We start from the raw sequence: 25,355 nt of genomic DNA on the forward strand, positions 1-25,355 counted from the left end.
TCTGTTTTGACCCGCACGATTGTTCGCGTGCGATGTGCGGCCTTGAGGCCGGCAGCGCGATGCTGCGCCGGTTCAGACAAGCTCGCAAGAGGAAATGGATCGGCGATGAAGGTGGGAGAGACAATCAGTGATTGAGTTGCGAATGTGTTCTCTGAATCGTCGTGGCAAACATCTCACGCGATCCGCAGGGTGACGTCGCTTGCTTCGGTTTCCGCGAAGCCCGCCTGCAAGACCTCCTCGCGCTTGTGGCGGAGATGCGCACGCAGGATGTGCGAGAGGCCGACGCCGTCGCGCCGCTGCAGCGCGTTCAGGATCGCTTCGTGCTCCTTTACCGCGAGCGCCCAGCGCTGCGGCGTCATCGGCGTGACGTAGCGCGCGCGTCGGATGCGCGCGGTCACGGAGGCATAGAGCCCCGTCAGCGTGGGATTGTCGGCGGCTGCGACGATGGCCTCGTGAATGGTGCGGTTGCCGCGATAGTACTGGATCAGATCGCCCTCGCGATAATGCCGGACCATCTCGTCATGGGCTGCTGCGATCGCGCCGATCCCGGCGTCGCTGATGCGCTCGCAGGCGAGCTCACCGGCGAGGGCTTCGAGGCCCTGGCAAACCTCGAACAGGTCGCGCATGTCCTTGTCGGTCAGCTTTGCCGCGCGCGAGCCGCGATGGGGCAGGAGTTGCACCAGGCCTTCGGCGGCGAGCACCTTGAGCGCCTCGCGCAGGGGCGTGCGCGAGATCTGGAGCCGTTCGCACAGCTCGCGCTCGGGAATCCGCGCGCCCGGCGGGATTTCACCGTCGAGCAGGATGGCGCGGATGCGGCCGACGACCTCCTCATGAAGCATGGCACGCCGCTCCGGTTTGAATTCAAAAACGGCACAAGCAGTCTAAATCTGGAAGTTCCAGCTTGCTAATCGCAAGTTTTGCATTCAAAAGTGTAAAAAACAAGAGGATGTTAGGAAATGGACCTGGCTGCGGAGGCGGACGACCTCGTTTTTGAATGCAATCACGGCATCGGGCGGATCACCTTCAACCGCCCGCAGGCCCGAAACGCCTTCACCTTCGCCATGTACGAACGCCTCGCGGCGATCTGCGAAGAAGCCAACGATGATCAATCGATCAAGGTTCTGGTGCTACGCGGGGCCGGCGACAAGGCCTTCGCCGCCGGCACCGACATCAACCAGTTCCGCGAATTCAGAACGCCGCAGGACGCGATCGACTACGAGAACCGGATCGATCGCGTGCTGACCACGCTGGAGCAGTGCCGGGTGCCGACGATCGCGGCGATCAACGGCTTCTGCACCGGCGGCGGGGCGGGCATCGCCGCGGCCTGCGACCTCCGCATCGGCACCAAAAGCGCGAAGATCGGGTTTCCCATCGCCAGGACCCTCGGCAACTGCCTGTCGATGTCCAATGTCAGCCGTCTCACCGCGTTGATCGGCGCCGCCCGCGTCAAGGATCTCATCTTCACTGCGCGCATGGTCGACGCCGCGGAGGCCGCGAGCGTCGGGCTGCTCGGCGAGGTCGTCGATGACATCGCGGCGCTCGACAGGCGCGCTGACGAGGTCGCCCGGCTGCTCGCCAGCCATGCGCCGCTGACGCTGAACGCGACCAAGCAGGCGGTCGCCCGCCTGCAGCGGCGGCTGATCCCGGAGGAGGGCGAAGACCTCATCCTGATGTGCTACACGAGCCAGGACTTTCGCGAAGGGCTCGATGCATTCCTCAACAAGCGCGCGCCGCAATGGCGGGGCCAATAGGACGGGCCGATGCAAAGTTCGCAATCCACCTCTCGCCGTTCGGGACCGCTGGCCGGTCTCAAGGTCGTCGATCTCACCCACGTGATGGCGGGGCCGACCTGCACCCTGATGCTCGCCGACATGGGCGCCGACGTCATCAAGATCGAGAAATCGCCGAACGGCGACGACACCCGCCACTCCGTGCCGCCGAAGATCGGCGAGGAGGCGGCCTCCTTCCTGATGATGAACCGTAACAAGCGCGGCATCGTGCTGGACCTCAAGACCGAGGGCGGCAAGCAGGTGCTGCGCCGGCTGATCGCGGATGCCGACGTGCTGGTCGAGAATTTCGCGCCCGGCGCCATGGAGCGCCTCGGCTTCGGCTACGAGGAGCTGCACGAGCAGTATCCATCGCTGATCTACTGCTCGCTGTCCGGCTTCGGCCGCACCGGTCCCTACAAGCACCGCCGCGGTTTCGATCTCGTCGCGCAGGCCATGAGCGGCATCATGAGCTTTACCGGCGAGCGCCCGGATGGTCCGCCGGTCAAATGCGGCCCGCCGCTGTCCGACATCACCGCCGGCCTGCTCGCGAGCATGGGCATCCTCGCCGCCTATACGCATCGCCTCAAGACCGGCGAAGGGCAGTGGGTCGAGACCTCGCTTTACGAGGCCGCGCTGGTGCAGACCTATTGGCAGTCGACCATCGCGCTCGCCGCGGGCACCGCGCCGCGCGCGATGGGCTCGGCCCATCCGCTCAACGCGCCGTACCAGGCTTTTGAAGCGTCGGACGGCTGGCTCGTGGTCGGCGGCGCCAACAAGAAGCACTGGCTGTTGATGCTGGAAGCGCTCGGCGCGACCGAGCTCGCCGCCGATCCGCGCTTCGTCAACGGTTCGGACCGCATGGCGAACCTGAAGGAGCTCGAAGCCGTTCTGAGCGAGCGCTTCCGCAAGAAGTCGCGGGCGCATTGGCTCGCGGCGCTGGACGAGAAGGGTGTGCCGTGCGGCCCCGTCCACGACATGCTGGAGGCGCTCAGCGACCCGCAGACGCTGGCGCGCGAGATGGTGGTCGAGGTCGATCACTCCACGCTCGGGCCCGTGAAGACGATCGGGCTTCCCGTCAAGTTTTCGGAGACCCCAGGCAAAGTGCTGTCCGGCGCGCCGCTCTATGGTGAGCATACGCGCGAAGTGCTGGCCGAGTACGGGTTCGACGAGACACAAATCGAAGCGCTCGAAACAGAAGGCGCGATCGTTTCGGCCATGGAAAGACGCGAGGAACGCGTCGCCTGACCGGACCTCGATACGACAAGAACAAGAGACAAAAATCAGCTGGAGGAAATCATGGGTCGGACGTCAACATTTCTGCTCTCCGCAGCCGCGACCGTGCTCGCCGGCACCATGCCGGCGCTCGCCGCGTGGCAACCGCAAAAGCCGATCGAGTTCGTTGCCACCGCCGGCCCCGGCGGCGGCACCGACAATCTCGCCCGCGCGGTGCAGAACATCATCACCAAGCACAAGCTGACGGAGCAGCCGATCGTCGTCGTCAACAAGGGCGGCGGCAGCGGCGCCGAAGGCTATGTCTACGGCAAGGCCTCCGCCGGCGATCCCTACAAGGTGATCTTCGGCACCTCGAATGCCTGGCAGCAGCCGCTCGTCTCCAAGGTCGCCTTCAACTACACCGATCTCACCCCGATCGCGGCGATGGCGCAGGACGAGTTCCTGCTCTGGGTCAAGCAGGACGCGCCCTACAAGAACGCGGGCGACTACCTGAAGGCGGCCGCGTCGGGCGAATTCAAGATGGGCGGCGCGCAGTCCAAGGACACCGACGAGGTGCTGACCCGCATGATCGAGAAGGCCGGCAAGGTCAAGCTGACCTACATCCCCTTCAAGAGCGGCGCCGAGACCGCCGTGCAGCTTGCCGGCGGCCATCTCGACTCCCACGTCAACAATCCCAGCGAAAGCATCGGCCAATGGCGTGGTGGCACGCAGCGGCCGCTTTGCGTGTTCAGCCCGAAGCGGTTGCCGCAGGGGCCCAAGGTCACCGCGACCGAAGGCTGGAGCGACGTTCCGACCTGCGTCGAGCAGGGGCTCGACATCAAGCAATACGAGCAGCCGCGCACGGTGTGGCTCCCCGGCAAGGTCACGCCGGAGCAGGCCGCGTTCTATGTCGACCTCATGAAGAAGGTGCAGGCGACGCCGGAGTGGAAGGACTACATCGAGAAGACCTCCCAGGTCGACACCTTCCTGACCGGCGCCGAGTTCGACAAGTTCATCAAGGAGGACCTCGAGCACGTCAAGCAGGTCGCGGGCGAGCAGGGCTGGCTCGTCAAGTGAGGCGGGCAACCTCTTCACGGGTGGGGCGATCGCGGATGCAGCAAAGCGTGGCGGGCAGGTCGCTTGCGGCCATCCTTCGAGACGCCCGCCTGCGGCGGGGCGCCCTCAGGGAGGTCGTGCGTTGCGGCGAGATATCAGACCCTCATGGTGAGGAGCCCGCAAAAGCGGGCGTCTCGAACCAGGCAGGCCGAGAACGTCCGGCCGGCTCCTCGCAGTCACGTGCGAAAGTCCAGCCTTCAAAGGTAGAATGCCATGATCTCGCGCCGCGCGCTTGAGCTTGCGACTGCTCTCCTCACCGGCAGCTTCGGTGTGGCCGTCGTCGTCTCCAGCCTCGACAACGGCATCGGCTGGTCGAGCGCGGGCGTCGACGCCGGCACGTTTCCGTTCCTGACCGGGATCATCGTCGTGCTCGGGAGCCTCTACAATCTCGTGCGCGGCGTGCTGCCGGCGGCGTCGCTGGCAAACGTGCCCATCGCGATCACGCCGCTCGAGCTGCGCCGCCTCGCGAGCCTGTTCGTGCCGGCCGCGATCTTCGTCGCCGCGATCCCGCTGCTCGGCATGTATCTCGCCTCGGCGGGCTACGTCTTCGCCGTGCTGGCGATCCCCCGGCACCAATCGGTACCCCGTGCGCTGGCCATGGCGGCGGCCACGGCGCTCGCGCTCTACGTGGTGTTCGAGCGCATGTTCCAGGTCAGCCTGCCGCACGGTGCGCTCGCGGCCGCGTTCGGGTACTGAGAGGCAGTCCCATGGATAATCTCCAGGAGCTCCTGCACGGCTTCACCATCGCGGTCACCATGCCGCATCTGCTGCTGATGGCGGTCGGCGTGCTGCTGGGCATTCTCGTCGGCGTGCTGCCGGGCCTGGGCGCCCCGAACGGGGTGTCGCTGCTCTTGCCGCTGACCTTCGGCATGCAGCCGGTCTCGGCGATCATCCTGCTCTCCAGCATGTATTGGGGCGCGCTGTTCGGCGGCTCCGTGACCTCGATCCTGTTCAACATTCCGGGCGAGCCGTCGTCCGTCGCGACCACTTTCGACGGCTATCCGATGGCGCGCGACGGCCGTCCGACCACGGCACTTGCGACCGCTTTCGGCTCGGCGGCGTTCGGCGCGCTGATCGGCGTCATCCTGATCACCTTCCTCGCATCCTGGGTGGCGCAGGTCGCGCTCGCCTTCGGGCCCCCGGAATATTTCGCGGTCTACTTCCTGGCCTTCGCCAGCTTCGTCGGCATGGGCGGTGCGGCCCCGATCAAGACCGTGGTGGCGCTCGCGATCGGCTTTGCCATCGCCGCCATCGGCATCGACACCGTCTCCGGCAGCGTCCGCCTCACCATGGGGATCGACGAGCTCGTCAAGGGCGTGAACTTCGTCGTTGCTGTCATGGGCCTGTTCGGCATCGGCGAGCTGCTGGTCGCGGTCGAGGAGGAGTTTCACGCCCGTGCGGTCTCCTCGAAGATCGACTGGCGCGAGGTGTTTCGCGCCATCGGCCGCCTGCCGCGTCATAGCCTTGCCCTGCTGCGCAGCGCCGCGATCGGCTGCTGGATGGGGATCACGCCGGGCGGCCCGACCGCGGCCTCCTTCATGAGCTACGGCATCGCCCGCCGCTTCTCCCGCCGTGGCCGCTATTTCGGCACGGGCGAAGTCGAAGGCATCATCTCGCCGGAGACCGCCGACCATGCCGCCGGCACCAGTGCGCTGTTGCCGATGCTGTCCCTCGGCATTCCCGGCTCCGCGACGGCCGCCGTCATGATGGGCGGCCTGATGATCTGGGGTCTCAATCCCGGGCCGATGCTGTTCGTCGAGCAGAAGGACTTTGTCTGGGGCCTGATCGCTTCGATGTATGTCGGCAACATCGTTGCCGTCGCGCTGGTGCTGCTGACCGTCCCGGTCTTCGCCGCCCTGATGCGGATTCCCTTCGTGGTGATCGCACCGCTGATCGTGATCATCTGCGTCGTCGGCGCCTATTCGGTGTCGAACTCCTATCTCGACGTGGTCATGATGCTCGGCTTCGGCATTGTCGGCTACCTCTTCAAGAAGCTGTTCTATCCGCTGGCGCCGCTCGTGCTCGCGATCGTGATCGGCGACAAGGCCGAGGATGCGTTCCGGCAGTCGATGCTGCTCTCGAAGGGATCCCTGGGCATCTTCTTCGCGAACAAGCTGGTGACGTGCCTGATCCTGGGCGGCATCGCGCTGCTCCTGCTGCCGCTCGCATTGCAGCTCGCGCGCCTGCTGCGCAAGCCCGCACCGTCCACTGCTGAGACGACAGTTCAGGAAAAGGTAATCATATGACCGCAAAACCGCTCATCGCGCTGGCAATGGGAGATCCCGCGGGTATCAGCCCGGAGCTGACGGCCAAGCTGGTGGCGCAGGATGACATCCGCTCCCGCTGCCGGCTGGTCGTGATCGGCGACCGCCGCATTTTCGACCAGGGCGCACGCGTTGCGGGCGTCGCGCCGGGCCTGACCATGGTGGAGCAGGGGGCCGACCTTCGCCCGACGCAAGGCGGTGCTTTGTTTGTCGATCTCCGTCATCTCGCTCCCCAGGAGGTCGAGCCGAGGACCGCGACCCTTGCCGGCGGCAGGTTCGCGCTGGCCAACTACCGCCACGCGCTCGAACTCGGCCGTGACGGGCGCGTCGACGCCGTCTGCTTCACCCCCTTCAACAAGCAGGCGATGCGGCTGGCCCGCGCCGAATATGACGACGAGATCGCGTTTTCCGCGGAGGTGGTCGGCCTCAAGACCCCGGCGAGCGAATTCAACGTGCTCGACCGGCTCTGGAACGCGCGGGTCACTTCCCACATTCCGCTGAGGGACGTGGCTGCGAACCTGTCCAGCGAGCGTATCCACCGTGCGCTCACGCTGACCGATGCCTGCATGCGCAACGCCGGCTTCGCCCGGCCGCGCATTGCGGTCGCCGGTCTCAATCCGCATGCCGGAGACGGCGGGAATTTCGGCCGCGAGGAGATCGACGTGATCGCCCCCGTGGTCGCGGCCGGGCAGCGCGAGGGCATTGCCGTGGAGGGGCCGTTTCCCGCCGATACCGTGTTCCTGCGGGCCAAGGCCGGCGCCTTCGATGCCGTGCTGACGATGTATCACGACCAGGGCCAGATCGCGATGAAGCTGATGGGGTTCGACCGCGGCGTGACCTTGCTCGGGGGCTTTCCCTTCCCGATCTGCACGCCCGCTCATGGCACCGCTTACGACATCGCTGGACAAGGCGTCGCATCGATCGGCGCTGGCCGCGCCGCGGTGCTGCTCGCGGCGGAGATGGCTGCGCCCCGCTGATTTGCGCACACCAGGGGAGCGCGTGCTGGCTGCATTGGGCAGGATTGGACTTTACGGGAAAAACCGGAAACTTCCGCCGTCGCCACGAGTTGCCGTCCATGAACATCTCCACGCCGGAGCTGGGAACATGGTCGACGACAGCCCGCTACGAACAGCGGTCGATACCGCGTGGTGCGTGTACCGCGCCCGGCATCGCGATGTCGATGCAGCGGATGGCCGTCGCTGTCTCCTCGAGCGTCATCTGCAAGGGAGGCGGGAAGCGCGCGAGAGTAACGGTGATGCCCAGGACCTTACGGCGTTCGGGCTGGCCTATCTCGAGCGGCTTTCCGGTGACGAATGTTAGCGATCATTGAGAGCCTTGCGCGCCGCCTGGCGAGCGGAAGCGCAAGGCCGGATTGGACATTGCTTGCGATTTCGAACCTTCTGTCCGCAGCCATCGTGCTGATCCTCCGTTCAGCGGTGTAGCAGGCTCTCATGCGCATCGCCCAACTCGCTCCCCTCGCCGAAAGCGTCCCCCCGAAGCTCTACGGCGGCACCGAGCGGGTGGTGGCGTGGCTGGTGGATGAGCTTGTCAGGCGCGGCCACGACGTCACCCTGTTTGCGAGCGGCGACTCCCGTACGACCGGCAAGCTTCACGCGGTCTGGCCCCGTGCGCTGCGTCTTGGCCGGAAGGGCGCTGATCCCAGTGCTGCCTGCGCGATGCTGATGGAAGCGATTGCGAAGCGAGCCAGGGAGTTCGACGTGATCCACGCCCATATCGACTGGCTGCACCTGCCGTTGCTCAGTCGCCTCGGGGTGCCGTTCCTGACGACCCTGCACGGCCGCCTCGACTTGCCTGGACTGCCTGACCTCGTTCGCCAGTTCCCGGATGCAAGCTTCGTGTCGATTTCCGATCACCAGCGTCTGCCGCTTCCGGATGCGAAATGGAGCGGGACGATCCAGCATGGATTGCCGTCGGAGCTGTTGCGTCCCTTTCATGAGGAGGGATCCTATCTGGCGTTTCTTGGCCGCCTCACGGCAGACAAGGGGCCGGAGGACGCCATCCGCATTGCGCGCGCGGCCCGAATGCCTCTCCGCATCGCCGCGAAGCTTCCACGCGCCGAGACCGCCTACTTCAAGAAGCACCTCGAGCCCCAGATCGACGGCGAGACGATCCAGCTTGTCGGCGAAGTGGACGACGCGAAGAAGCAGCCGTTCCTCGCCGGAGCCGCCGCGCTGTTGTTTCCGATCGATTGGCCGGAGCCTTTCGGCCTGGTCATGATCGAGGCGATGGCTTGCGGAACTCCGGTGATCGCCTATCGCTCCGGATCGGTGCCGGAGGTCATCGACCACGGCCTGACCGGTTTCATCGTCGAGAACGAGGAGCAGGCCGTCACGGCGGTTGGTGAATTGCGCAAGCTGGATCGAAGGAGGGTACGCGCCCGCTTCGAGGAGCGCTTCACCGCACGCCGGATGGCGCGACAGTACGAAGACCGGTACCGCGAGCTGGTTGCTGCAGCCGGAGAATTCGACACGCAACGGTTGGAAATTTGAAAGGAGGCGGCGATGTCGCTGACGAAAGCGGGGCAGATTTTCATCTTTCTTGTCTTCGCCCTGGCGACGTTGCCGGCGTTCGCCGCCGAGATGACCGCGGACGCCATCAATTCCGCCGAGCCCTCGAAGAAGACGCTCTCGAACGACAAGCCGACGCCGGCGGGCGTGCGGCTGCAGGTGCTGCTGGACAGGGCGCATTTCTCGCCCGGCGAGATCGACGGCAAGTTCGGCGAGAACGCCAAGAAGGCGCTGCGGGCCTATGCGGAAGCCCGGCAATTGCCGGGCTCGGATGCTCCGACCGAGGAGGTCTGGAAGGCGCTGCGGGCGGACGACCGGCCGGTGACGCTGACCTATGCCATCACCGAACAGGACGTGGCGGGTCCTTTCCTGAGCAAGCTGCCCTCGAAGATGGAGGACATGAAAGACATCCCGAAGCTCGGCTACACCAGTCCACGTGAGGCTCTCGCCGAGAAATTCCACATGAGCGAGCAGCTCCTGGCGGCCCTCAATCCCGGGCGCCGTTTCGATCGGGCCGGCGACACCATCGTCGTCGTGGATACCGCGAGCGCAGGCGAAGGGGCGCCCGCCAAGGCCGACCGGGTCGAGATCGACAAGGTCAGGCAGACCGTCAAGCTTTTCGACAAGTCCAATGCACTGCTCGGATTCTATCCGGCGACCGTGGGAAGCGAGGAAAAGCCGTCGCCCTCCGGCACGCTCAAGGTCACCGAGATCAGCAAGAATCCGCTCTATCGCTATAATCCCGCTTATCACTTCAAGGGCGTCCAGTCGCGCAAGCCCTTCACCATCAAGCCCGGTCCGAACAATCCGGTCGGCACGGTGTGGATCAATCTGTCCGCCGAAGGCTACGGCATTCACGGCACGCCTTCGCCGGACAAGATCTCCAAGGCGGAATCCCACGGCTGCGTGCGCCTCACCAATTGGGACGCAGAACGCGTCGCGGCGAGGGTCGCCAAGGGCACGCCGGTCGTCTTCGTCGAGGGTGCTAGTTGAGCGCCTTACGCGAGAATGCGGGCGTCTACCGCTCCTGAGTTTCCGACCGCTTCTGACGAACGTCCAGGATGATGTTGCCTCCAGAGAGCAAGATGGGCAAAGCCGCCGCACCGTCTCGCTGGCCGGGCCCGGAGGATGGCGCCCAGGCGGCCGGGCAGGCGGCGCCCGAAAAATGATGCGGCGGCCCGAATATTCCGCAACTTGGTCGCAACAGATGTCGTGGAACGGAGCGGTAATGGCGACGTTCTCTGCTCCGGAAGGTTGGGTGGCGACATCAATGGATGATTATCGTGATCTCGTGACGGTCGGCCTTGCGCTGTTGTGGGCCGGCATCATGTTGGTGGCGGGCCAGCTCTATCTCGAGCACCGGTCGACGAACTCAGAGCGAGAGATCGAAACCCCGGCGCGGCCGGAGCCGCCGCCGATGGTCTTGCACGCTCCGCGCCAGAAAGTCCGTCGGGCCTCGCAAGATCTCGCCAGCGAGCGGCCGAGCTGATGATGCTGGCCGGCGAGGGCGAATGCGTCACTTCGTCCCTTCGCGATCACAGGTGCGCAGTGCTTTCCCCGCCGCTTGCGTGCGCCTCACCAATTGGGACGCCGAACGCGTCGCCGGCGGCGTCGCGAGAGGCACGCCGGTCGTGTTCGTTGGAGCTGTGACCGTCATCGGAGGCCTCACGCCTAGACTTGCGATTGGCTCTGGGCGGGGGGCGTTGATTGCGAATGGCCGGCGTTCAGCGCGGCCTTGCGGTCATGAATGAGATTTTCGAGGCGGTGGGCCGCCACGTTCAACGTGGCTGCATCCAGCGTGCTTTCATCCCCATCGGACTTCGCGCGCTGTGCACGGAGCACGTTGTCGATCTGGTTTTCGATCTCTGAAAGTTCCGCCTCGTTTTGCGAGCGTCGTATCTTGCTGCCGAGCGCATAGAGCGCGTCGAGTGCCGGCTGACGCGGCCCGGCTTCGCCGGCCCTGAGAAAGTGCCAGAGCGCAGCCCCGACCGACGCCAGTGCGCCCAGGGCCATCGGTGCCAGGAAAATCGCGTTGCTCCACTTGTCGAGGAACGATTGCTGGTTGCCGTTGTAGAACTCGGCGGCGCCGGCATGAACCGGGAGATAGGCGCCCGCATCGGTATCGGGCGCCTTGAATTGTGCGAGAATCGGCCAGTCCGGCAAAATGTCCCTTCGCGCAGCCGTGAGAGCCTGCGTGAGGCCGGCGATGGTGTCGTTATCGAGATCTTTCTTGCCGACCGCGTAGTAGGACACACGCAAGGTGGTCACGTCATCGCTGGGGATTGGAGGCGATCCGCGCAATGTTCCCTTGGGAATGTCGAAACTCTCATAGGCGCGCTCTTTCTCCGCGATCGCTCCGGCGTTCTCGATCGGGATCAACACCGGCGCGGTCTTGGCGTTCTGCGGGAACAGCCCCCGCACCAGTGACAGATATTTCTCGCTCAGCGGCATGACGAAAAGCACCGCACGCACCTCCTTGCTGTCGAAGGCGCGGCGGACCTCGTCCAGTGCAAGGTTTTTGAACACGACGTTGGCGCGGTCAAGATCATAGGATTTGGTGAGGACATGGACGATCCTCTGATTGGTGTCGGCGGCGACAACGCCCACGGTCGTGCGCTTCAGACCGGCGACATCCGCGATGGTCGACCCGGGGGGCGCAACGAGCATGGCCACGGCCTCGGCGAGAACGACAATGGCTTGCGCCTGCGACAGGTCGCCGACGTCGCCGCGCACCACGGCGAGATCAGTCTTGCCGGATGAGAACGCGGTCGCCGATTCGAACGGGCCGCTGGTCTCGACCACCTTGAGGCGCACCGGCGCCTTGTTCGCGACAAGCCGGCTGGCAAGCGCAGACACGATCTTGGGAGCGTCGCCATCCAGCGAGCCCACCGCAATCGACAGCGTGACCGGATGGGCGTACCAGCGATACGCCAGCAGGCCCGCTCCGGTGCTGAGCACGACCAGCGCAGCGACCGCGACGATGCGAAGCCAGATCGGCAGCCTTCCGGCATCAATGCCAAGTTTCGACAGTTCATCCATGGCGCGCTCGTCCGGCAATATTGCCCGCTTCAACGAGCATCATTTGCCGGACGGCAGTCCCGTGTTGATTTGCATCAAGACGCCGGTCGACCGGGGGCGCGAAGGGCGGCCTCGTCAAAGCTGCTGCGACGAGCGAAAAACACGAACAAAAACAACCCTCGGCCTACTGTGCATGGGGTTGTTTTCGTCGTCCTGTCGAGGGGCGGCGCGGCTCGCGCCTCACGCGCCGCAGACGATCACGCCGTACCAGCCGAGGCCGCGATAGGTCTCGTAGCCGGGCGTCGCATGGAAGGCGACCATCGCGCCCGAGCGGTCGTGATAGAAGCCGGAGCGCTGGCCGTTCAGCGACAGCGAGATGCGCTCGCTGAGGATGCCCTGTCCGTCGGAAGCGGCGATGACGCGGAGGTTCGAATCCACCAGCAGCACGCGGGCCTTGTCGATGTCGCCGACGCGGACGCCCTGCACGATGGCGCGGGCCTGCGGCTCCCAGTCGAAATGGATGGCGAGAACGCCGATCGGCGCGCCGTTGGCCTGGCCGCCGGCGCGGACGCTGGCGCAATAGGTCGCGACCTGCGCGTTGCCGAGCAGGGGCTGGTTCTCGACGTCGCCCGCGACATAGTCGTCGCCGGAACGCAAGGTCCGCGCCTCGCGAAACCATTTGGTGTGGGCGACGTTCTGGCCGACGACGCGGAAGCGGTCGGTACGGCCATTGGCGACGACGTTGCCGTCGAGGTCGCAGAGCCAGAGGTCCAGATAGACGGTGTAGGCGCCGAGGATCACGCCGAGGCGCCGCGAGGCATAGCTGACCGCGGCCGGCGCGGGCGAGGCCGCGCAATCGACCACGGCGGAATCGGTCGCCCACCAGCGCACGTCGCAGGTGCGCTCGTAGAGATTGCGGTCGATCAGTTCGACCGCATTGAGGGACAGATCGACCATGCGCTCGCCGCGCGAGCGCTGGCTCATGCGGTCGATCGAGGCGACGAGGTCGCCGGTGCGTTTGGTCAGCTGGGTCTCGAGCTCGCGCGCGATGGTCTCGACCTGCTGGCCGACACCGCGCACCTCCTGCGCCACCACCGCAAAGCCCGCGCCCTGCGCACCGGCGCGCGAGCTTTCGATCAGCGCGTTCAGCGCCAGCATCTTCATCTGGTTGGTGATCTGCTGGATCGCCTTGGTCTTGTCGACCGCGATCTGGTTGACCTCCGCGGTCAGGCGATTGATCAGCGCGGAGATGTCGGAAGCATCGTCAGCGGGTTCGGAGGCGATCGGCTTGGCTTTCAGACCCAGCGCAGCAGACATCGGGGACTTCCTTGGCAATGAGCCCAGATCTGCAATGAACCCGGAACAAAATCACGTCAGATCGAATACGATTCTTTTTCGAGGATTCCGCCTAACGCCAGCTTAATTTGCTGTTCGGCGGAATGCCTAAATGATAGTCACTCCGGCTTGCCGGCCATCCACTGCTTTGTGCGTTCGGACCGTTGCAAATCGCGGGGGTTTCCCGGCCAATCCCCCTAAAGCCAGTCCCGGTACCGCCCGCGTGATCGCCCGGATCCGAGTTCCCCAACCGATCGCCTCGTCATGACGCCGCCTGTCACAGCCTTGCCCGTCGAAGTGCCCCAGGCGTTCCTGGGCGTCGCGCGCTCGTTCACCGACAAGCTCTGGCGCGACCGGCTGGACGCTCGCGGGGCGGCTCAGGCGCTGGCCATCGTGCAGCGGCACCACCTGCCCGAACTGCTGGCGCGGGTGCTGGCGGGCCGCGGGGTCGATATCGACGCGGTCGCCGACTTCCTCGATCCGACCATCCGAAAGCTGCTGCCGGACCCGTTCACGGTGACTGAAATGGAGGCCGCCGCCAGGCGCATCGCGGATGCGGCCGCGCGGGGCGAGAAGGTCGCGATCTTTGGTGATTACGACGTCGATGGCGCGACCTCGGCGGCGCTGCTGGCCTGGCACCTGCGCCATTGCGGGCTCGATCCTCTGATCCACATTCCCGACCGGATCTTTGAGGGCTACGGCCCGAACGTCGAAGCGGTTCGCGGCCTGGCGGCCAAAGGCGCGACGCTGCTCGTCACGGTCGATTGCGGCACCACCAGCATCGAGCCGCTCGCCGAGGCCAAACGGCTCGGCATGTCCGTCGTCGTGATCGACCACCACCAGGCCGGCACGGAGCTGCCGGAGGTCGATGCGCTGGTCAATCCGAACCGGCTCGATGATCTCTCCGGCCTCGGTCATCTCGCCGCCGTCGGCCTCGTGCTGGTGACACTGGTCGCGGTCAACCGCGAATTGCGCCAGCGCGGCTTCTGGACGAGCGAAATGCCCGAGCCGGATCTGCTCGGCACGCTGCATCATGTCGCGCTGGGCACAGTTGCCGACGTCGCACCGCTGATCGGTCTCAACCGCGCCTTCGTCGCGAAAGGGCTGATCGCGATGCGGCGGCGCGACCATGTCGGCCATACCGCGCTGATGGACGTGGCACGGCTCAACGGGCCGCCGGAGGCCTGGCATCTCGGCTTCATGCTGGGGCCGCGCGTCAATGCCGGCGGTCGCATTGGCCGTGCCGATCTCGGCGTGCGGTTGCTGCTCGAAAGCGACAGCGTCGAGGCGGCGCGGATCGCGGCCGAGCTCGACCGCCTCAACAGCGAGCGCCGTGTCATCGAGCAGGCGGCTGAAGCGCAGGCCGAAGCCGAGGCGCTGGCTTCGATCGGTCTGGAGGACAAGGTCGGTGTCATCGTCACGGCGTCCGAGGGCTGGCATCCGGGCGTGGTCGGTCTCGTTGCATCGCGCCTGAAGGAGAAGTTCTCGCGGCCGGCCTTCGCCATTGCGCTCGAACCCGGCGGCATCGGCACCGGCTCGGGCCGCTCGATCGCCGGCGTCGATCTCGGCAAGGCGGTGCGGCAGGCGGTCTCCGACGGCATTCTGCTCAAGGGCGGCGGCCACGCGATGGCCGCGGGCGTCACGCTGCGGAAAGAGAAGCTCGCCGGATTCCGCGCCTATCTGGAAAATGCGCTGGCGCAGGACGTTGCCGAGGCGCGGCACGTCAACGAGCTCTATATCGACGGTGCGGTCTCCGCGCGCGCGGTGACGCCGGAGCTTGCGACCACGCTCAATCGCGCAGGTCCCTTCGGCAGCGGCAATCCGGAGCCCGTGCTGGCGCTGCCGGCGCATCAGCTCGTGTTTGCCGACGAGGTCGGCCAGGCGCATCTGCGCCTTCGGTTCAAGTCCGGCGACGGCGCAATCGTCAACGGCATCGCGTTCCGCTCGGTCGGCCAGAAGCTCGGCAATGCGCTCCTTCACAATCGCGGCCAGCAGATGCATGTCGCAGGATCATTGTCGGTCGACCGCTACCAGGGCGCCGAGCGCGTGCAATTCCGCGTCGTCGACGTCGCGCTACCGGACCAGGGGCCATCCGTGATTAGATGACGCATGATCCCTCGCGACAAACGTGGAACGCGTCTGCGCGGAGATCATGCGCAAGGATACCTTGCTCAAACAACAAAAAGGGGAGTGAACATGGCAGGGCAGGTTGAGGGCAAGGTCGCGCTGGTGACAGGCGGCGCCTCGGGCATCGGTGAAGCCGTCGTCGAGCTGTTCGCGCGCGAGGGCGCGACTGTCATTGCGACCGACATCGATGAGCTGCGCGGCCCCGAACTCGCGCGGCGCATTACGAGGGCCGGTGGCAAGGCAATCTTCCTGGAGCAGGACGTCACCAGCGAGGAGCGCTGGATCGAGGTCGTCGCGGAGATCGCAAAGCGCTACGGCAGGCTCGATGTTCTTGTCTCCAACGCCGGCATCGGCATTTCCGTGCCTCGATCGTCGACATGACGCTCGCTGACTGGCGCAGGCAGAACGCGATCAATCTCGACGGCGTGTTTCTGTCGGTCAAGCATTGTCTGCCCCTGATGCGCAAGCACGGCGGCGGTTCGATCGTCATGATGTCCTCGCTCGCCGGCCTGCGCGGCTCGCCGGGCCTGTCGGCCTATTCGCTGACCAAGGGCGGCGTGCGGCTGTTCGCCAAGTCGATCGCGATGGAGTGCGCGGCCGCCGGCGACGGCATCCGCGTCAACTCGGTCCACCCCGGCATCATCGACACCCCGATCTGGGGCAAGATCCCGACCGGGGCGACCGGCGCCGGCCAGAACGCACCGATCGATCCGGAGGAACGCGCGCGGGTGGTCACGCCATTGGGCCGCGCCGGTCAGGCTGCGGAGATTGCCTCCGGCGTGCTGTATCTGGCGTCAGACGCCTCGCGCTACGTCACCGGCAGCGAGCTCGTCATCGACGGCGGCATGAACGCTGGCGGCGTGCCGCGGCGAAGCTGAGCCGCGCAGGGCAGGGTGGCGCCCACAGGGGCTGACGCGCAGGCGCAGCCCCTGTACAACGCGAAGAGCTTCCGAGCGACAAAGGTGTCCTTCATGGCGCACAGTCTGCATTCGTCTTCTTCCTTGCCAGCGCCGTTCCGCTCGAACCGGCCGGACCTCGCCACTGATGCGATTCGTACCGCGCGCGAGGATCTCGCCGCCTGCTTCCGCATGGCCGCGCGCAACGGTTTTGAAGAAGGCATCTGCAACCATTTCTCCGCCGTTGTGCCCGGACATGACGATCTCTTCCTGGTCAATCCCTACGGCTACGCCTTCCGTGAGCTGACCGCGTCAAAGCTCCTGATCTGCGATTTCCACGGCAATGTGCTCGACGGCGAGGGCGTGCCCGAGGCGACCGCGTTCTACATCCACGCCGAGATGCACAGGCTGCTGCCGCGAGCCAAGGTCGCCTTCCACACCCACATGCCCTATGCGACGGCGTTGTCGATGACCGAGGGCGATCCGCTGATCTGGGCCGGCCAGACCGCGCTGAAATTCTATGGCCGCACGGCGGTGGACCGCGATTACAACGGCCTCGCGCTCGACAACCGCGAAGGCGCGCGCATCGCCTCCGCCGTCGGCGATGCCGATATCGTCTTCATGAAGCATCACGGCGTGATGGTGCTGGCCCCGACCATCGCAGAGGCCTGGGACGATCTCTACTACCTCGAACGCGCGGCGGAAGTGCAGGTGCTTGCGATGTCGACGGGCCGCAAGGTGCTGCCGGTCGATCCCGCCATTGCGGCGGAAACCTACAGGCAGATGCGCGAGGGCGATTCCGAATCCGCGCGGCTGCATCTCGCCGCGATCCGGCGCCAGCTCGACGCTGAAGAGCCGCAATACAGGCACTGAAACCCTACGACCCTTGCCGCAGCTTGGCCAGCACCTTCAGCCCGCCATAGCCGTCGGCCGGCGTGATGCCGGCGCGCTGCTGGAAATCCTTGACCGCCTTCATGGTGTCGTTGCCGACGCGGCCATCGGTGCCGCCGGTGTCGAAACCGGCCTTGGTCAGGCGTGTCTGCATCTCCTGCACCTCCGCCAGCGTCAGCGCGCGCTCGGAGCCGGGGAAGGGCTGAATGAAGGGCGGCGCGCCGAGACAGCGGTCGCCGAGATGGCAGATCGCGAGCGCATAGTTCATCGAGGGATTGTAGCTCTTTACCGAGTAGAAGTTCGGCCCCAGCAGGAATGTCGGTCCGCCCGCAACCGGCGTCCACATCTGCGCCGATGCATTGGGCTGCGGAAACGGCTGGCCGTCGGCGCGGGTGACGCCGGCGGCTTGCCAGGCCGCATAGGTCCGGCTGCCGCTCATGTCGCCGGAAGCGCGGACCTCGTAGCCCCAATGCTCGCCGCGATGCCACTTGCCGCGGTTGACGAGGTATTTTGCGGTCGAGCCCAGCGCATCGTCGGGCTTGCCGAACGGCGAGACTTTGCCGTCTCCGTCATAGTCAATGCCGACATTGAGCCAGACCTCCGGCATCCATTGCGAGTGCCCCATCGCGCCGGCCCAGGATCCCTTCATCTCCTCCGGCGTGCTCCAGCCCTTGTCGACGATGCGCAGCGCGTTGATCAGCTCGGTTTCCCAATAGGCCTTGCGGCGCGGCTCGTTCCAGGCGAGTGCCGCGAGGGAAGGAAACACCGGCGTCATGTGGTTCTGCTGCACCAGGGGATCGCCATAGGCGGACTCGACGCCCCACAGCGCCAGCAACGTGCCGCGCTCGACGCCGAAATCGCGCTCGATCCTCGCGAGCAGCGCCTCGTTGTTCTTCAGCGCGATCTTGCCGTTGATAATGCGCCAGTCGGAGACGCGGCGGTTGATGTATTGCCAGAGCTGCTCGTGGAATTCGGGCTGGTTGCGCATCTGCTTGAACACGCTCATGTCGGGCTCGACCCGCGCCATCGCGCGCTGCCACGTCGCAGCCGAAATGCCCTTCGCCATCGCGCGTGCGCGGAACGACTCGCGCCATTCGTCGAAGCCGGCTGGCGCGGCGAGGACGCGTGTCGGAAGCGCCAGCAAGCCGGCAGCGCCAAGCGTCGACTGGAGCAGGGCACGGCGGCTGTGACGGGGTGAGGAATCAGCGTGTTTCATGGGCCCATTCTAGCGGGAAACGGGTGCCTGTGGGACGGTTCCTGGGAACACGAAGACGAAGGCGCCCGGCCGGGGCGGGCGTTCACCGGAACAAACTGTCGCACTGCCGCATTCTCTCCGAACAGGGTCTGTTCATCGAAGTATTAGAGGTGGGATGAAGATACGCGCGCATGCGGAAAGCCACGTCGTCGAACTCGACGACGGATCGCAATGGCAGATCTTCCCCGGCGACCTCGCGACGACGCTGAGCTGGAAGCCCGAGACCGATCTGCACCTGCAGCCGAGCGGCGACCGGGTGAGTTCGCATGTGCTGGTGAATGGCACGGACCAAACCCGCGTGCGGGTGATCGCTGCCGGCGAGAGCTGGCCCGATGGCGAGGTCAAGAAAGTATTGAAGGGCGAATAGAGGCACCCGTTCGCCGGCCCCCCAATTTTCCGATGGCCGTTTTACGCTTGGTTCGCTCTTGTCCAGCAAGATGCGCGCATGAGCGAGTTGTTCGACATCATCCGTGCCAATCCATGGCCCTTCGGCGCCGGCCTGTTCGTCGTGATCCTGATGATCGTCGCCGAGAACTTTGGCCGCGGCATTCAGGGCGATGGCGCTGCCGGCGACCTCCCGGATTTCGATGGCGGCGAGGGAGGCGGCGGCGACTAGGCCCGCCTAGTCTTCCTGCAAATCGGCCGCGATGCCGGCAAGCCAGCGCCGGACCGTAGTTTCCGCCTTGGCATCCAGAGTCCGGGCGAGACGCTTCTCCAGCGCGATGACCCGTTCCCTGCAGGCCTTCAGCAGCGTCGCCCCCCGCGGCGTCAGCGTCCATTGCTGGATGCGGCCATGGACCGGATGCGGCGTCATCACGATCGCGCCGTCACGCTCGAGATTGCGGACGATGACGCCGACGGTCTGCGGCGTCAGGAAGGTGAGGCGGGCGACATCGGCCCCGGATAGTCCGGGATAGGCATTCAGCATCGTCAGCACCGCGAATTGCGGCGACGTCACGCCGAGATCGGCGAGCGTGCGTTCCATCCTCAGGCGAACCGCGGCATGGGCCTGACGCAAGAGATAGCCGAGATAACCTTCTTCCCCGCGCTTGCCTTCTCCGGGAGCGGGCACGCGCGCCACGCCGTCATCGGCGGGTGCCGGCGTCTTCCGCGAGGCTTTCGATCTTGCGATGCCGGACGTCTTGCGTAACATATAAGAGCTCTTATACACTATCAGTGCTCTTACATAACACGAGGTGCACGGCAATGTCACACGCGCGTAGCGAATATGAGGATTTCAAGCGGATCGCGCCGGACGCATATGACCTGGTGCTGGCGCTCGGCCAGGTGGCGGCGAAGGCGGGCCTCGACAAGCAGCTGCTCGAGCTGGTCAAGCTGCGCGCCTCGCAGATCAATGGCTGCGCCTTCTGCGTTCAGCATCACGTTCTGTTGTCGGAGCGCATCGGGGTGCCCGTCGACAAGCTCCATCTGGTCGCGGTCTGGCGGGAAGCGCCGATATTTTCCGCACGCGAGCGGGCGGCCCTGGCCTGGACCGAAGCGCTGACCTGCCTGCCCGATGGCGTCAGCGAGGAGGTCTATGCGGAAGCGTCTCGCGAATTCTCCGAGACGGAGCTGACGTATCTGACCTCGGCGGTAGCATCGATCAATGTCTGGAACCGTTTTGGCGCGGCGTTCCGCTGGACCCCGGCGAAGCGGCCGGCCGCAGCGGCCGTCGCTGCATCCTGATGGACAAGGGGAGACCACGATGACAGCCCTGAGCTTTTCTGCCGTGCAACGTCCGACGCCGTCTGGTTCGGCGGTGCTCGCCGCCGTCGCAGGGCTCGCCTGCGCGTCTGCGATCGGCAAGGCGCTGCCGGTGACGATGGATACCGTCTCCGGCGTGCTGGCGCCACCCTGTGCCACAGCGGCCGAGAGTTCGCCGCTCGACAAGGTCGAGCCGATCGGCTCCTACGCACTGCCGAACGTGCCCGGCAAGCGCGTCACCATCGTGCGGGTCTTCTATGGTCCGGGCGGGTCCTCGCGGCCGCATCGCCACGCCGGCTCGGTGACCGCGTACATCACCAAGGGCGAGATCCGCTCTCAGCTCGGCGGCGGCCCGGTCGAGACGTTCGGCGTCGGGCAATCCTTCTTCGAGCCGCCGGGATCGACGCATCTCGTATCGGCCAACACGAGCGCGACGGAGCCGGCGGAATTGATCGCGGTCTTCGTCGCGGACGAGGGCGCGCAGCTGACGACCTATCTGGAGTGACCGTAGCCCGGGGTGAGCCAAGCGACATCCGGGCGGTCGTCATGAAGGTCCCGGATCTCGCCTCGCCCATCCAGGCACGTCAAGCGCGCGATGCTTCGGGGGCCTGACGTCAATCCGGCTAGTCTGCGCTCGCACGAGGCGGAGAGCTGCGCAATGAGGCGCGAACTGCCTCAATTCTCCTCGCTGCTCGATCCCTCGCGCAGGTCCGGCTTGATGACGTCCTCGGGCAGCGCATGGGCAACCGGCTGGGCCGTGACGGCGATCTCCGGGCCGACCTCTCGGCCGCGGGCGCGGATCAGGCGCTCATAGGCGGATACCAGCGTGATGTAAGGGTTGACCCAAATCCAGCCGTCGCGGGTGAACACCTGGACGTCGAAATGCAGATGCATCGACGTGCCGGCGGGATGGTCGAGATAGTTCGAGACCACGCCGATCTTCTCGCCCTCGGCGACGATGCGGCCGTTGAGCATGCCATCGGCGTTCATCGCCTGCGGATTCATGTGCATGTAGCGGAAGCGGATGTGCTCGGTCCGGCTGTTCACCTGAAGCGTCGCAGCCTGGTCCTTGGAGGAACGGATGACGACGGCGTCGCGCACTGCGACGACGGCGCGCTGCTTGCGATCGCAGGGTTCGCGGCCTTCGCCGGGCGGTGGGCACTCGGCGGCACGGATGTCCTCGCCCTGATGGCCGTAACCGCCGGCGCATTGCCAGACTTCGAAGCTGCGGGACTCGCAGAAATTGTCGCGCCAGGGATAGGCGGTCAGACCGTCGTTCCTGTCGCGCTTGGCGTAGGACTGCGAGCGCACGAAAGCGGGCGCCTTCTCCAGCGGAAAGCGGATCTGCGCATAGGCCATCGCATCAGGATGACCGCTCTTGTTGCGATAGCCGGTGTTGGGAATGATGTCGCCGCTCGGACGATAGCTGAAATCAGGTGAGCGCGTCGCGGGACGATCGAGCCCGTTGGAGGCAATGTCGGTCAGCGGCCGCATGCGCTGGCCGCCGGCGATGCGCAGCGCTTTGAGGAAGCGCTCGGCAACCGGATAAGCCTCCTTGCAGGCCAGCCGGCGCGGTTTTGCGACGCTGTCGAGACACTGGATCGAGACCACATAGGCGGCGCCGAAGCGCGTGAAGGCGTAGCGGACATAACCTTCGCGGATGAGCCGGCGCAGGTCCGGATACGTCGCTGCGAGCGGCTTGACCGGCTCGCCCTTGCCGCCGGAGGGATCGGCGATGTCATAGAGCAGCGCCGAACCGGTGATCTGCACCTCGACCGGTCTTGCGAACACACGCGAGGGCATGCCGTCGCCGGCGCCGGGCTCGAGTGTAAAGGTCGCGCTGTAACCGGCGGGGCCGGCATCGAACATGTCGACGGGATTGAAGTCGGCCTGGTAACGCGACGGCGACAGGGTTGACGGCGCGCCACTGCGCCGGGCCTCGAGATAGGCGCCAGCGTCGAACGGCAGCAGCACGGGCACGGCACTGCGGGCAATGCCGGTGAAGAATTGCGAGGAGACACCGTTGAGCTGCACCAGGGCCGGCGTTGCGCGCGGATCGTAGCGCGGCACCGAGCGGCGGGGTACGAAGATGAAGTCGCCGGCGATCTGGGGATGGCTGTTGATCTCGGCGCGAAGCTGGTCGAGCGCTGCGCGCCAATCGACGCGCAGGGCCGTGAGTGAGGGGCTGCGGAACTCGTCCGCGGCCAGCGGAGCGGCAACGAGGAGCACCAGCGCCGCCAGGAGTAGCGAGACGAAGCGGAAACCTTTCCCAACCACTGTCTCGCCCCCCGGCGGCACCCGTTCCCGATTCCCGGTCCTTCGCTTAGTCCTTCGCGCGCTCGGCGTAGGAGCCGTCTTCGGTCATCACCACCACGCGGGTGCCGACCGTGATGTGCGGCGGCACGGTGGTGCGCACGCCGTTGGATAGCACCGCGGGCTTGTAGGACGAGGAGGCGGTCTGGCCCTTGGTCACGGGCTCGGTCTCCACCACTTCCAGCGTGACGCGCTGCGGCAGGGCGATCGACACGGGATTGGTGTCGTGCATGGACAGCTTGACGGTCATGCTCTCCTGAAGATAGGCGGCTGCGTCGCCGACGACGTCCTTGGACACCTGGACCTGGTCGTAGGTCTCCGGGTTCATGAAGTGGTAGCCGTCGCCATCTTCGTAGAGGTAGGTGTAGTTGCGCTCTTCGATCGTGGCCTTTTCGACTTGGTCGGTGGTCTTGTAGCGCTCGGAGATCTTTACCCCGTCCGAGATTCGGCGCATTTCGATTTGGCTGACCGGGGTGCCCTTGCCGGGATGGATGTTCTCGGCGCTCACGACGACATAAAGCTTGCCGTCTTGCTCGATCACGTTGCCCTTGCGAATAGAACTGGCGATGACTCTCAAAGCTGTATTTCCTGCTTGCTTGGCCCGGCTGCGGCCAGGACGTGGTCAAATTGATGGGGGACTTGGGGCCTCAAATCGGACCTCGGCGCCCGTTTCGGGCCGCAACATACTGGTTTTGCCGCTGGATGCCAGCTTTTTGCTGCCCTGCGGAGCGGTCGGTTAATGGCTGGGGACAAGCCGATCTCGCCTTTCTGGTCGCCCTCGCGGCATCTCGACCGGCGGCCGTTCCTCCAGGCCAGGGGCCTCGTAACCCGGGCACTACGGGGCTTTTTCGCCGAACAGGGGTTTATCGAGGTCGAAACCTCGGTCCTGCAGGTCTCTCCGGGCAATGAGACCCATCTGCACGCCCCCCGGACCGAGATCATGCGGCCCGACGGCAGCCGGGCCAGCCGATACTTGCGGACCTCGCCCGAATTCGCCTGCAAGAAGCTCCTCGCGGCCGGGGAGCCCCGAATCTTCGAGTTCGCCCGGGTGTTTCGCGACCGCGAGCGCGGCGACCTGCATCTGCCCGAATTCACCATGCTGGAATGGTACCGGGCCGGTCAACCCTATGACACCATCATGGACGATACCGTCGCCGTCATCGCCCGGGCGGCGCAGGCGACCGGCATCGGGACGTTCTCATTCCGCGGCCGGACCGCCGATCCCTTCGCCGAGCCGGAGCTTTTGACGGTCGCCGGCGCCTTCGAGCGGTTCGCCGGGATCGATCTGCTGTCGACAATCTCGGGCGGCGAGGGTAACCGTGCCGCGCTCGCCCAAATGGCCGCTGGCAAGGTCCGCGTCGCCGGGGACGACACCTGGTCGGACATCTTCAGCAAGGTCCTGGTCGAGCATGTCGAGCCGAATCTCGGGCAGGGGCGTTTGACCGTCCTGTTCGAATACCCATCTCCAGAGGCGGCGCTGGCGCGGGTGAAGGCGGACGATCCCAGGGTCGCCGAGCGGTTCGAGGTCTATGCCTGCGGCGTCGAACTCGCCAACGGTTTTGGTGAACTGACCGACGCCGAGGAGCAGCGCCGCCGCTTCACGGACTCGATGAACGAGAAGCAGCGCCGCTACGGCGAGGCCTATCCCCTGGACGAGGATTTTCTCGCCGCGGTCGCCGCAATGCCGGAAGCGAGCGGCGTCGCACTCGGCTTCGACCGGCTGGTAATGCTGGCGAGCGGCGCAACACGGATTGATCAGGTGGTGTGGACTCCGCCTGCAGAAGAAACGTTAAGCGAAACATGACGAAGACCAATCTTGCACGCACCTTGCGCGAGCCGGCCGAACTCGTGGCCGAGGGCCTCGCGCCCGCCGCGGCGCTGCCCGCGCTCGAGCGCGTCGCCGCGCGCTATGCGGTTGCGATCACGCCGGCGCTGGTCGATCTGATCGACACCTCCGCTCCCGATGATCCCATCGCGCGGCAATTCGTTCCGACCGCCGCGGAGCTGGAGATGCAGCCGGGCGAGAACGCCGATCCGATCGGCGACCATCCGCACTCGCCGGTTCCTGGAATCGTGCATCGCTATCCCGATCGCGTGCTGTTCAAGCTGGTGCACGTCTGTGCGGTCTATTGCCGCTTCTGTTTCCGCCGCGAGATGGTCGGGCCCGGCAAGGAGAATGCGCTGTCGGACGGCGCCTATCGCGCCGCGATCGACTACATCCGTTCGCATGGGGAAATCTGGGAGGTGATCCTGACCGGCGGCGATCCCTTGATGCTGTCGCCGCGTCGCATGAGCGAGATCATGGCCGATCTCGCGGCAATCGATCACGTCAAGATCATCCGCCTTCACACCCGCGTGCCGGTCGCCGATCCCGCGCGCGTCAGCGACGAGATGGTCGCCGCGCTGAAGGTTTCGGGTGCGGCCACCTGGGTTGCGCTGCATGCCAATCATGCGCGCGAGCTGACGGAAGGCGCCCGTGCCGCTTGCGCGCGGCTCGTCGATGCCGGCATTGCCATGGTCAGCCAGTCCGTGCTTTTGCGCGGCGTCAACGACAATGTGGCTGCTTTGTCGAATTTGATGCGCGCTTTCGTCGAATGCCGGATCAAGCCCTACTACCTGCATCACGGCGATCTGGCGCCGGGCACAGCGCATCTGCGAACGACGCTGGCCGAGGGGCAGGAATTGATGCGGCAACTACGCGGGCGGGTGTCAGGACTGTGTCAGCCTGACTATGTCATCGATATTCCCGGCGGCGCCGGCAAGTCGCCGGTCGGGCCGAATTATGTGTTGGCGGCACAAAATACCGCACCCGATGCACGTGATGCGGACGCCGAAACACGCTATCGTATCGTGGATTATTGCGGCGAGGTTCATCTCTATCCGCCCGAGACCTGAGCGGTGATGGTGGGAGCGCCCGTTGAGAACGG

The 25,355-nt window shown here is 65.7% G+C and carries 25 protein-coding genes and 1 pseudogene; 19 read left to right on the forward strand and 7 right to left on the reverse strand.

The features are described from left to right. Positions 1 to 173: 173 nt before the first annotated feature. Positions 174 to 839: a GntR family transcriptional regulator gene (locus ACNJYB_RS18855; protein ID WP_439375295.1), complete on the reverse strand. Its 666-nt coding sequence runs from the start codon at positions 837 to 839 to the stop codon at positions 174 to 176. A 117-nt stretch (positions 840 to 956) separates the two neighbouring features. Between ACNJYB_RS18855 and ACNJYB_RS18860 the strand changes: the two genes are divergently transcribed. The 10 genes from ACNJYB_RS18860 to ACNJYB_RS18905 all read left to right on the forward strand — a co-directional run bounded on the left by ACNJYB_RS18860 (position 957) and on the right by ACNJYB_RS18905 (position 10,378). Further along, positions 957 to 1,751, forward strand: a complete 795-nt coding sequence (locus ACNJYB_RS18860) for an enoyl-CoA hydratase/isomerase family protein (RefSeq protein ID WP_439375296.1) — start codon at positions 957 to 959, stop codon at positions 1,749 to 1,751. 9 nt (positions 1,752 to 1,760) lie between these two features. Beyond that, complete coding sequence (locus ACNJYB_RS18865) at positions 1,761 to 3,014, forward strand: CaiB/BaiF CoA transferase family protein (protein WP_439375297.1); 1,254 nt, start codon at positions 1,761 to 1,763, stop codon at positions 3,012 to 3,014. Positions 3,015 to 3,065: 51 nt separating this feature from the next. Beyond that, on the forward strand, positions 3,066 to 4,058 hold the full coding sequence (locus ACNJYB_RS18870) for a Bug family tripartite tricarboxylate transporter substrate binding protein (protein WP_439375298.1): 993 nt from the start codon (positions 3,066 to 3,068) through the stop codon (positions 4,056 to 4,058). Between the two features lie 252 nt (positions 4,059 to 4,310). Further along, positions 4,311 to 4,793, forward strand: a complete 483-nt coding sequence (locus tag ACNJYB_RS18875) for a tripartite tricarboxylate transporter TctB family protein (RefSeq protein ID WP_439375299.1) — start codon at positions 4,311 to 4,313, stop codon at positions 4,791 to 4,793. An 11-nt stretch (positions 4,794 to 4,804) separates the two neighbouring features. After that, positions 4,805 to 6,343: a tripartite tricarboxylate transporter permease gene (locus tag ACNJYB_RS18880; RefSeq protein WP_439375300.1), complete on the forward strand. Its 1,539-nt coding sequence runs from the start codon at positions 4,805 to 4,807 to the stop codon at positions 6,341 to 6,343. Next, on the forward strand, positions 6,340 to 7,338 hold the full coding sequence (locus ACNJYB_RS18885; RefSeq protein WP_439375301.1) for a 4-hydroxythreonine-4-phosphate dehydrogenase PdxA: 999 nt from the start codon (positions 6,340 to 6,342) through the stop codon (positions 7,336 to 7,338). The genes ACNJYB_RS18880 and ACNJYB_RS18885 overlap by 4 nt, the downstream gene beginning before the upstream one ends. 127 nt (positions 7,339 to 7,465) lie before the next feature. Then, entirely contained in the window at positions 7,466 to 7,681 is a 216-nt protein-coding gene (locus ACNJYB_RS18890) for a hypothetical protein (RefSeq protein WP_439375302.1), read from the forward strand. Positions 7,682 to 7,812: 131 nt separating this feature from the next. After that, positions 7,813 to 8,871 (forward strand): glycosyltransferase family 4 protein, encoded by a 1,059-nt coding sequence (locus ACNJYB_RS18895; protein ID WP_439375303.1) that lies wholly within the window; start codon positions 7,813 to 7,815, stop codon positions 8,869 to 8,871. 12 nt (positions 8,872 to 8,883) lie between these two features. After that, positions 8,884 to 9,882: a L,D-transpeptidase family protein gene (locus tag ACNJYB_RS18900; protein ID WP_439375304.1), complete on the forward strand. Its 999-nt coding sequence runs from the start codon at positions 8,884 to 8,886 to the stop codon at positions 9,880 to 9,882. Positions 9,883 to 10,117: 235 nt separating this feature from the next. Continuing rightward, positions 10,118 to 10,378, forward strand: a complete 261-nt coding sequence (locus ACNJYB_RS18905) for a hypothetical protein (RefSeq protein WP_439375305.1) — start codon at positions 10,118 to 10,120, stop codon at positions 10,376 to 10,378. A gap of 182 nt (positions 10,379 to 10,560) precedes the next feature. Here the strand turns inward: ACNJYB_RS18905 and ACNJYB_RS18910 are convergent, their stop codons facing one another. Further along, positions 10,561 to 11,928, reverse strand: a complete 1,368-nt coding sequence (locus ACNJYB_RS18910) for a TAXI family TRAP transporter solute-binding subunit (RefSeq protein ID WP_439375306.1) — start codon at positions 11,926 to 11,928, stop codon at positions 10,561 to 10,563. A gap of 219 nt (positions 11,929 to 12,147) precedes the next feature. Next, the gene (locus ACNJYB_RS18915) at positions 12,148 to 13,224 is read right to left on the reverse strand and encodes a methyl-accepting chemotaxis protein (RefSeq protein WP_439375307.1); all 1,077 of its coding nucleotides are present in this window, start codon (positions 13,222 to 13,224) and stop codon (positions 12,148 to 12,150) included. A gap of 282 nt (positions 13,225 to 13,506) precedes the next feature. Between ACNJYB_RS18915 and recJ the strand changes: the two genes are divergently transcribed. From recJ to ACNJYB_RS18930, 3 genes and pseudogenes are all read left to right on the forward strand, one after another. After that, a complete protein-coding gene (gene recJ / locus ACNJYB_RS18920; protein WP_439375308.1) occupies positions 13,507 to 15,348 on the forward strand; it encodes a single-stranded-DNA-specific exonuclease RecJ in 1,842 nt (613 codons plus the stop codon). 90 nt (positions 15,349 to 15,438) lie between these two features. Next, positions 15,439 to 16,247: pseudogene (locus ACNJYB_RS18925) on the forward strand (SDR family NAD(P)-dependent oxidoreductase). Positions 16,248 to 16,340: 93 nt separating this feature from the next. Further along, complete coding sequence (locus tag ACNJYB_RS18930) at positions 16,341 to 17,138, forward strand: aldolase (protein WP_439375309.1); 798 nt, start codon at positions 16,341 to 16,343, stop codon at positions 17,136 to 17,138. 4 nt (positions 17,139 to 17,142) lie between these two features. Here the strand turns inward: ACNJYB_RS18930 and ACNJYB_RS18935 are convergent, their stop codons facing one another. Then, complete coding sequence (locus ACNJYB_RS18935) at positions 17,143 to 18,372, reverse strand: lytic murein transglycosylase (RefSeq protein ID WP_439375310.1); 1,230 nt, start codon at positions 18,370 to 18,372, stop codon at positions 17,143 to 17,145. Positions 18,373 to 18,526: 154 nt separating this feature from the next. On the opposite strand from ACNJYB_RS18935, the gene ACNJYB_RS18940 reads away from it, so the two are divergent. Continuing rightward, a complete protein-coding gene (locus ACNJYB_RS18940) occupies positions 18,527 to 18,778 on the forward strand; it encodes a hypothetical protein (protein WP_439375311.1) in 252 nt (83 codons plus the stop codon). A 78-nt stretch (positions 18,779 to 18,856) separates the two neighbouring features. After that, positions 18,857 to 19,027 (forward strand): hypothetical protein, encoded by a 171-nt coding sequence (locus ACNJYB_RS18945; protein ID WP_439375312.1) that lies wholly within the window; start codon positions 18,857 to 18,859, stop codon positions 19,025 to 19,027. 6 nt (positions 19,028 to 19,033) lie between these two features. Here ACNJYB_RS18945 and ACNJYB_RS18950 read toward each other — a convergent pair whose 3' ends face one another. Beyond that, entirely contained in the window at positions 19,034 to 19,564 is a 531-nt protein-coding gene (locus ACNJYB_RS18950; protein ID WP_439375313.1) for a MarR family winged helix-turn-helix transcriptional regulator, read from the reverse strand. A gap of 53 nt (positions 19,565 to 19,617) precedes the next feature. Here ACNJYB_RS18950 and ACNJYB_RS18955 point away from each other — a divergent pair, with 53 nt between their 5' ends. Both ACNJYB_RS18955 and ACNJYB_RS18960 read left to right on the forward strand, forming a co-directional pair. Next, positions 19,618 to 20,097, forward strand: a complete 480-nt coding sequence (locus ACNJYB_RS18955) for a carboxymuconolactone decarboxylase family protein (protein ID WP_439375314.1) — start codon at positions 19,618 to 19,620, stop codon at positions 20,095 to 20,097. 19 nt (positions 20,098 to 20,116) lie between these two features. Beyond that, the gene (locus ACNJYB_RS18960) at positions 20,117 to 20,620 is read left to right on the forward strand and encodes a cupin domain-containing protein (RefSeq protein ID WP_439375315.1); all 504 of its coding nucleotides are present in this window, start codon (positions 20,117 to 20,119) and stop codon (positions 20,618 to 20,620) included. A gap of 170 nt (positions 20,621 to 20,790) precedes the next feature. On the opposite strand, the gene ACNJYB_RS18965 is transcribed toward ACNJYB_RS18960, so the two are convergent. Next, a complete protein-coding gene (locus ACNJYB_RS18965; RefSeq protein ID WP_439375316.1) occupies positions 20,791 to 22,413 on the reverse strand; it encodes a M23 family peptidase in 1,623 nt (540 codons plus the stop codon). A 25-nt stretch (positions 22,414 to 22,438) separates the two neighbouring features. Next, entirely contained in the window at positions 22,439 to 23,005 is a 567-nt protein-coding gene (efp, locus tag ACNJYB_RS18970) for an elongation factor P (RefSeq protein ID WP_027572324.1), read from the reverse strand. A 162-nt stretch (positions 23,006 to 23,167) separates the two neighbouring features. Here efp and epmA point away from each other — a divergent pair, with 162 nt between their 5' ends. Together epmA and ACNJYB_RS18980 are read left to right on the forward strand one after the other, a co-directional pair. Then, positions 23,168 to 24,232, forward strand: a complete 1,065-nt coding sequence (gene epmA / locus ACNJYB_RS18975) for an EF-P lysine aminoacylase EpmA (protein ID WP_439375317.1) — start codon at positions 23,168 to 23,170, stop codon at positions 24,230 to 24,232. Continuing rightward, positions 24,229 to 25,323, forward strand: coding sequence for a lysine-2,3-aminomutase-like protein (locus tag ACNJYB_RS18980; protein WP_439375318.1), 1,095 nt, complete (start codon positions 24,229 to 24,231; stop codon positions 25,321 to 25,323). The genes epmA and ACNJYB_RS18980 overlap by 4 nt, the downstream gene beginning before the upstream one ends. The last annotated feature ends 32 nt before the right edge of the window (positions 25,324 to 25,355 follow it).

Source organism: Bradyrhizobium sp. SMVTL-02 (assembly GCF_051853005.1).
Classification (GTDB): domain Bacteria; phylum Pseudomonadota; class Alphaproteobacteria; order Rhizobiales; family Xanthobacteraceae; genus Bradyrhizobium.

What these genes read in the sequence shown, in the direction of transcription:
- ACNJYB_RS18860 (WP_439375296.1), top strand. Translation starts at nt 957, where the DNA reads ATGGACCTGGCTGCGGAGGCGGACGACCTCGTTTTTGAATGCAATCAC.
- ACNJYB_RS18875 (WP_439375299.1), top strand. Translation starts at nt 4,311, where the DNA reads ATGATCTCGCGCCGCGCGCTTGAGCTTGCGACTGCTCTCCTCACCGGC.
- ACNJYB_RS18960 (WP_439375315.1), top strand. Translation starts at nt 20,117, where the DNA reads ATGACAGCCCTGAGCTTTTCTGCCGTGCAACGTCCGACGCCGTCTGGT.
- ACNJYB_RS18905 (WP_439375305.1), top strand. Translation starts at nt 10,118, where the DNA reads ATGGCGACGTTCTCTGCTCCGGAAGGTTGGGTGGCGACATCAATGGAT.
- ACNJYB_RS18940 (WP_439375311.1), top strand. Translation starts at nt 18,527, where the DNA reads ATGAAGATACGCGCGCATGCGGAAAGCCACGTCGTCGAACTCGACGAC.
- ACNJYB_RS18895 (WP_439375303.1), top strand. Translation starts at nt 7,813, where the DNA reads ATGCGCATCGCCCAACTCGCTCCCCTCGCCGAAAGCGTCCCCCCGAAG.
- ACNJYB_RS18900 (WP_439375304.1), top strand. Translation starts at nt 8,884, where the DNA reads ATGTCGCTGACGAAAGCGGGGCAGATTTTCATCTTTCTTGTCTTCGCC.
- ACNJYB_RS18955 (WP_439375314.1), top strand. Translation starts at nt 19,618, where the DNA reads ATGTCACACGCGCGTAGCGAATATGAGGATTTCAAGCGGATCGCGCCG.
- ACNJYB_RS18945 (WP_439375312.1), top strand. Translation starts at nt 18,857, where the DNA reads ATGAGCGAGTTGTTCGACATCATCCGTGCCAATCCATGGCCCTTCGGC.
- ACNJYB_RS18890 (WP_439375302.1), top strand. Translation starts at nt 7,466, where the DNA reads ATGGTCGACGACAGCCCGCTACGAACAGCGGTCGATACCGCGTGGTGC.
- ACNJYB_RS18880 (WP_439375300.1), top strand. Translation starts at nt 4,805, where the DNA reads ATGGATAATCTCCAGGAGCTCCTGCACGGCTTCACCATCGCGGTCACC.
- ACNJYB_RS18855 (WP_439375295.1), bottom strand. Translation starts at nt 839, where the DNA reads ATGCTTCATGAGGAGGTCGTCGGCCGCATCCGCGCCATCCTGCTCGAC.
- ACNJYB_RS18910 (WP_439375306.1), bottom strand. Translation starts at nt 11,928, where the DNA reads ATGGATGAACTGTCGAAACTTGGCATTGATGCCGGAAGGCTGCCGATC.
- ACNJYB_RS18865 (WP_439375297.1), top strand. Translation starts at nt 1,761, where the DNA reads ATGCAAAGTTCGCAATCCACCTCTCGCCGTTCGGGACCGCTGGCCGGT.
- ACNJYB_RS18935 (WP_439375310.1), bottom strand. Translation starts at nt 18,372, where the DNA reads ATGAAACACGCTGATTCCTCACCCCGTCACAGCCGCCGTGCCCTGCTC.
- ACNJYB_RS18885 (WP_439375301.1), top strand. Translation starts at nt 6,340, where the DNA reads ATGACCGCAAAACCGCTCATCGCGCTGGCAATGGGAGATCCCGCGGGT.
- epmA (WP_439375317.1), top strand. Translation starts at nt 23,168, where the DNA reads ATGGCTGGGGACAAGCCGATCTCGCCTTTCTGGTCGCCCTCGCGGCAT.
- ACNJYB_RS18870 (WP_439375298.1), top strand. Translation starts at nt 3,066, where the DNA reads ATGGGTCGGACGTCAACATTTCTGCTCTCCGCAGCCGCGACCGTGCTC.
- ACNJYB_RS18915 (WP_439375307.1), bottom strand. Translation starts at nt 13,224, where the DNA reads ATGTCTGCTGCGCTGGGTCTGAAAGCCAAGCCGATCGCCTCCGAACCC.
- recJ (WP_439375308.1), top strand. Translation starts at nt 13,507, where the DNA reads ATGACGCCGCCTGTCACAGCCTTGCCCGTCGAAGTGCCCCAGGCGTTC.
- ACNJYB_RS18980 (WP_439375318.1), top strand. Translation starts at nt 24,229, where the DNA reads ATGACGAAGACCAATCTTGCACGCACCTTGCGCGAGCCGGCCGAACTC.
- ACNJYB_RS18930 (WP_439375309.1), top strand. Translation starts at nt 16,341, where the DNA reads ATGGCGCACAGTCTGCATTCGTCTTCTTCCTTGCCAGCGCCGTTCCGC.
- ACNJYB_RS18950 (WP_439375313.1), bottom strand. Translation starts at nt 19,564, where the DNA reads ATGTTACGCAAGACGTCCGGCATCGCAAGATCGAAAGCCTCGCGGAAG.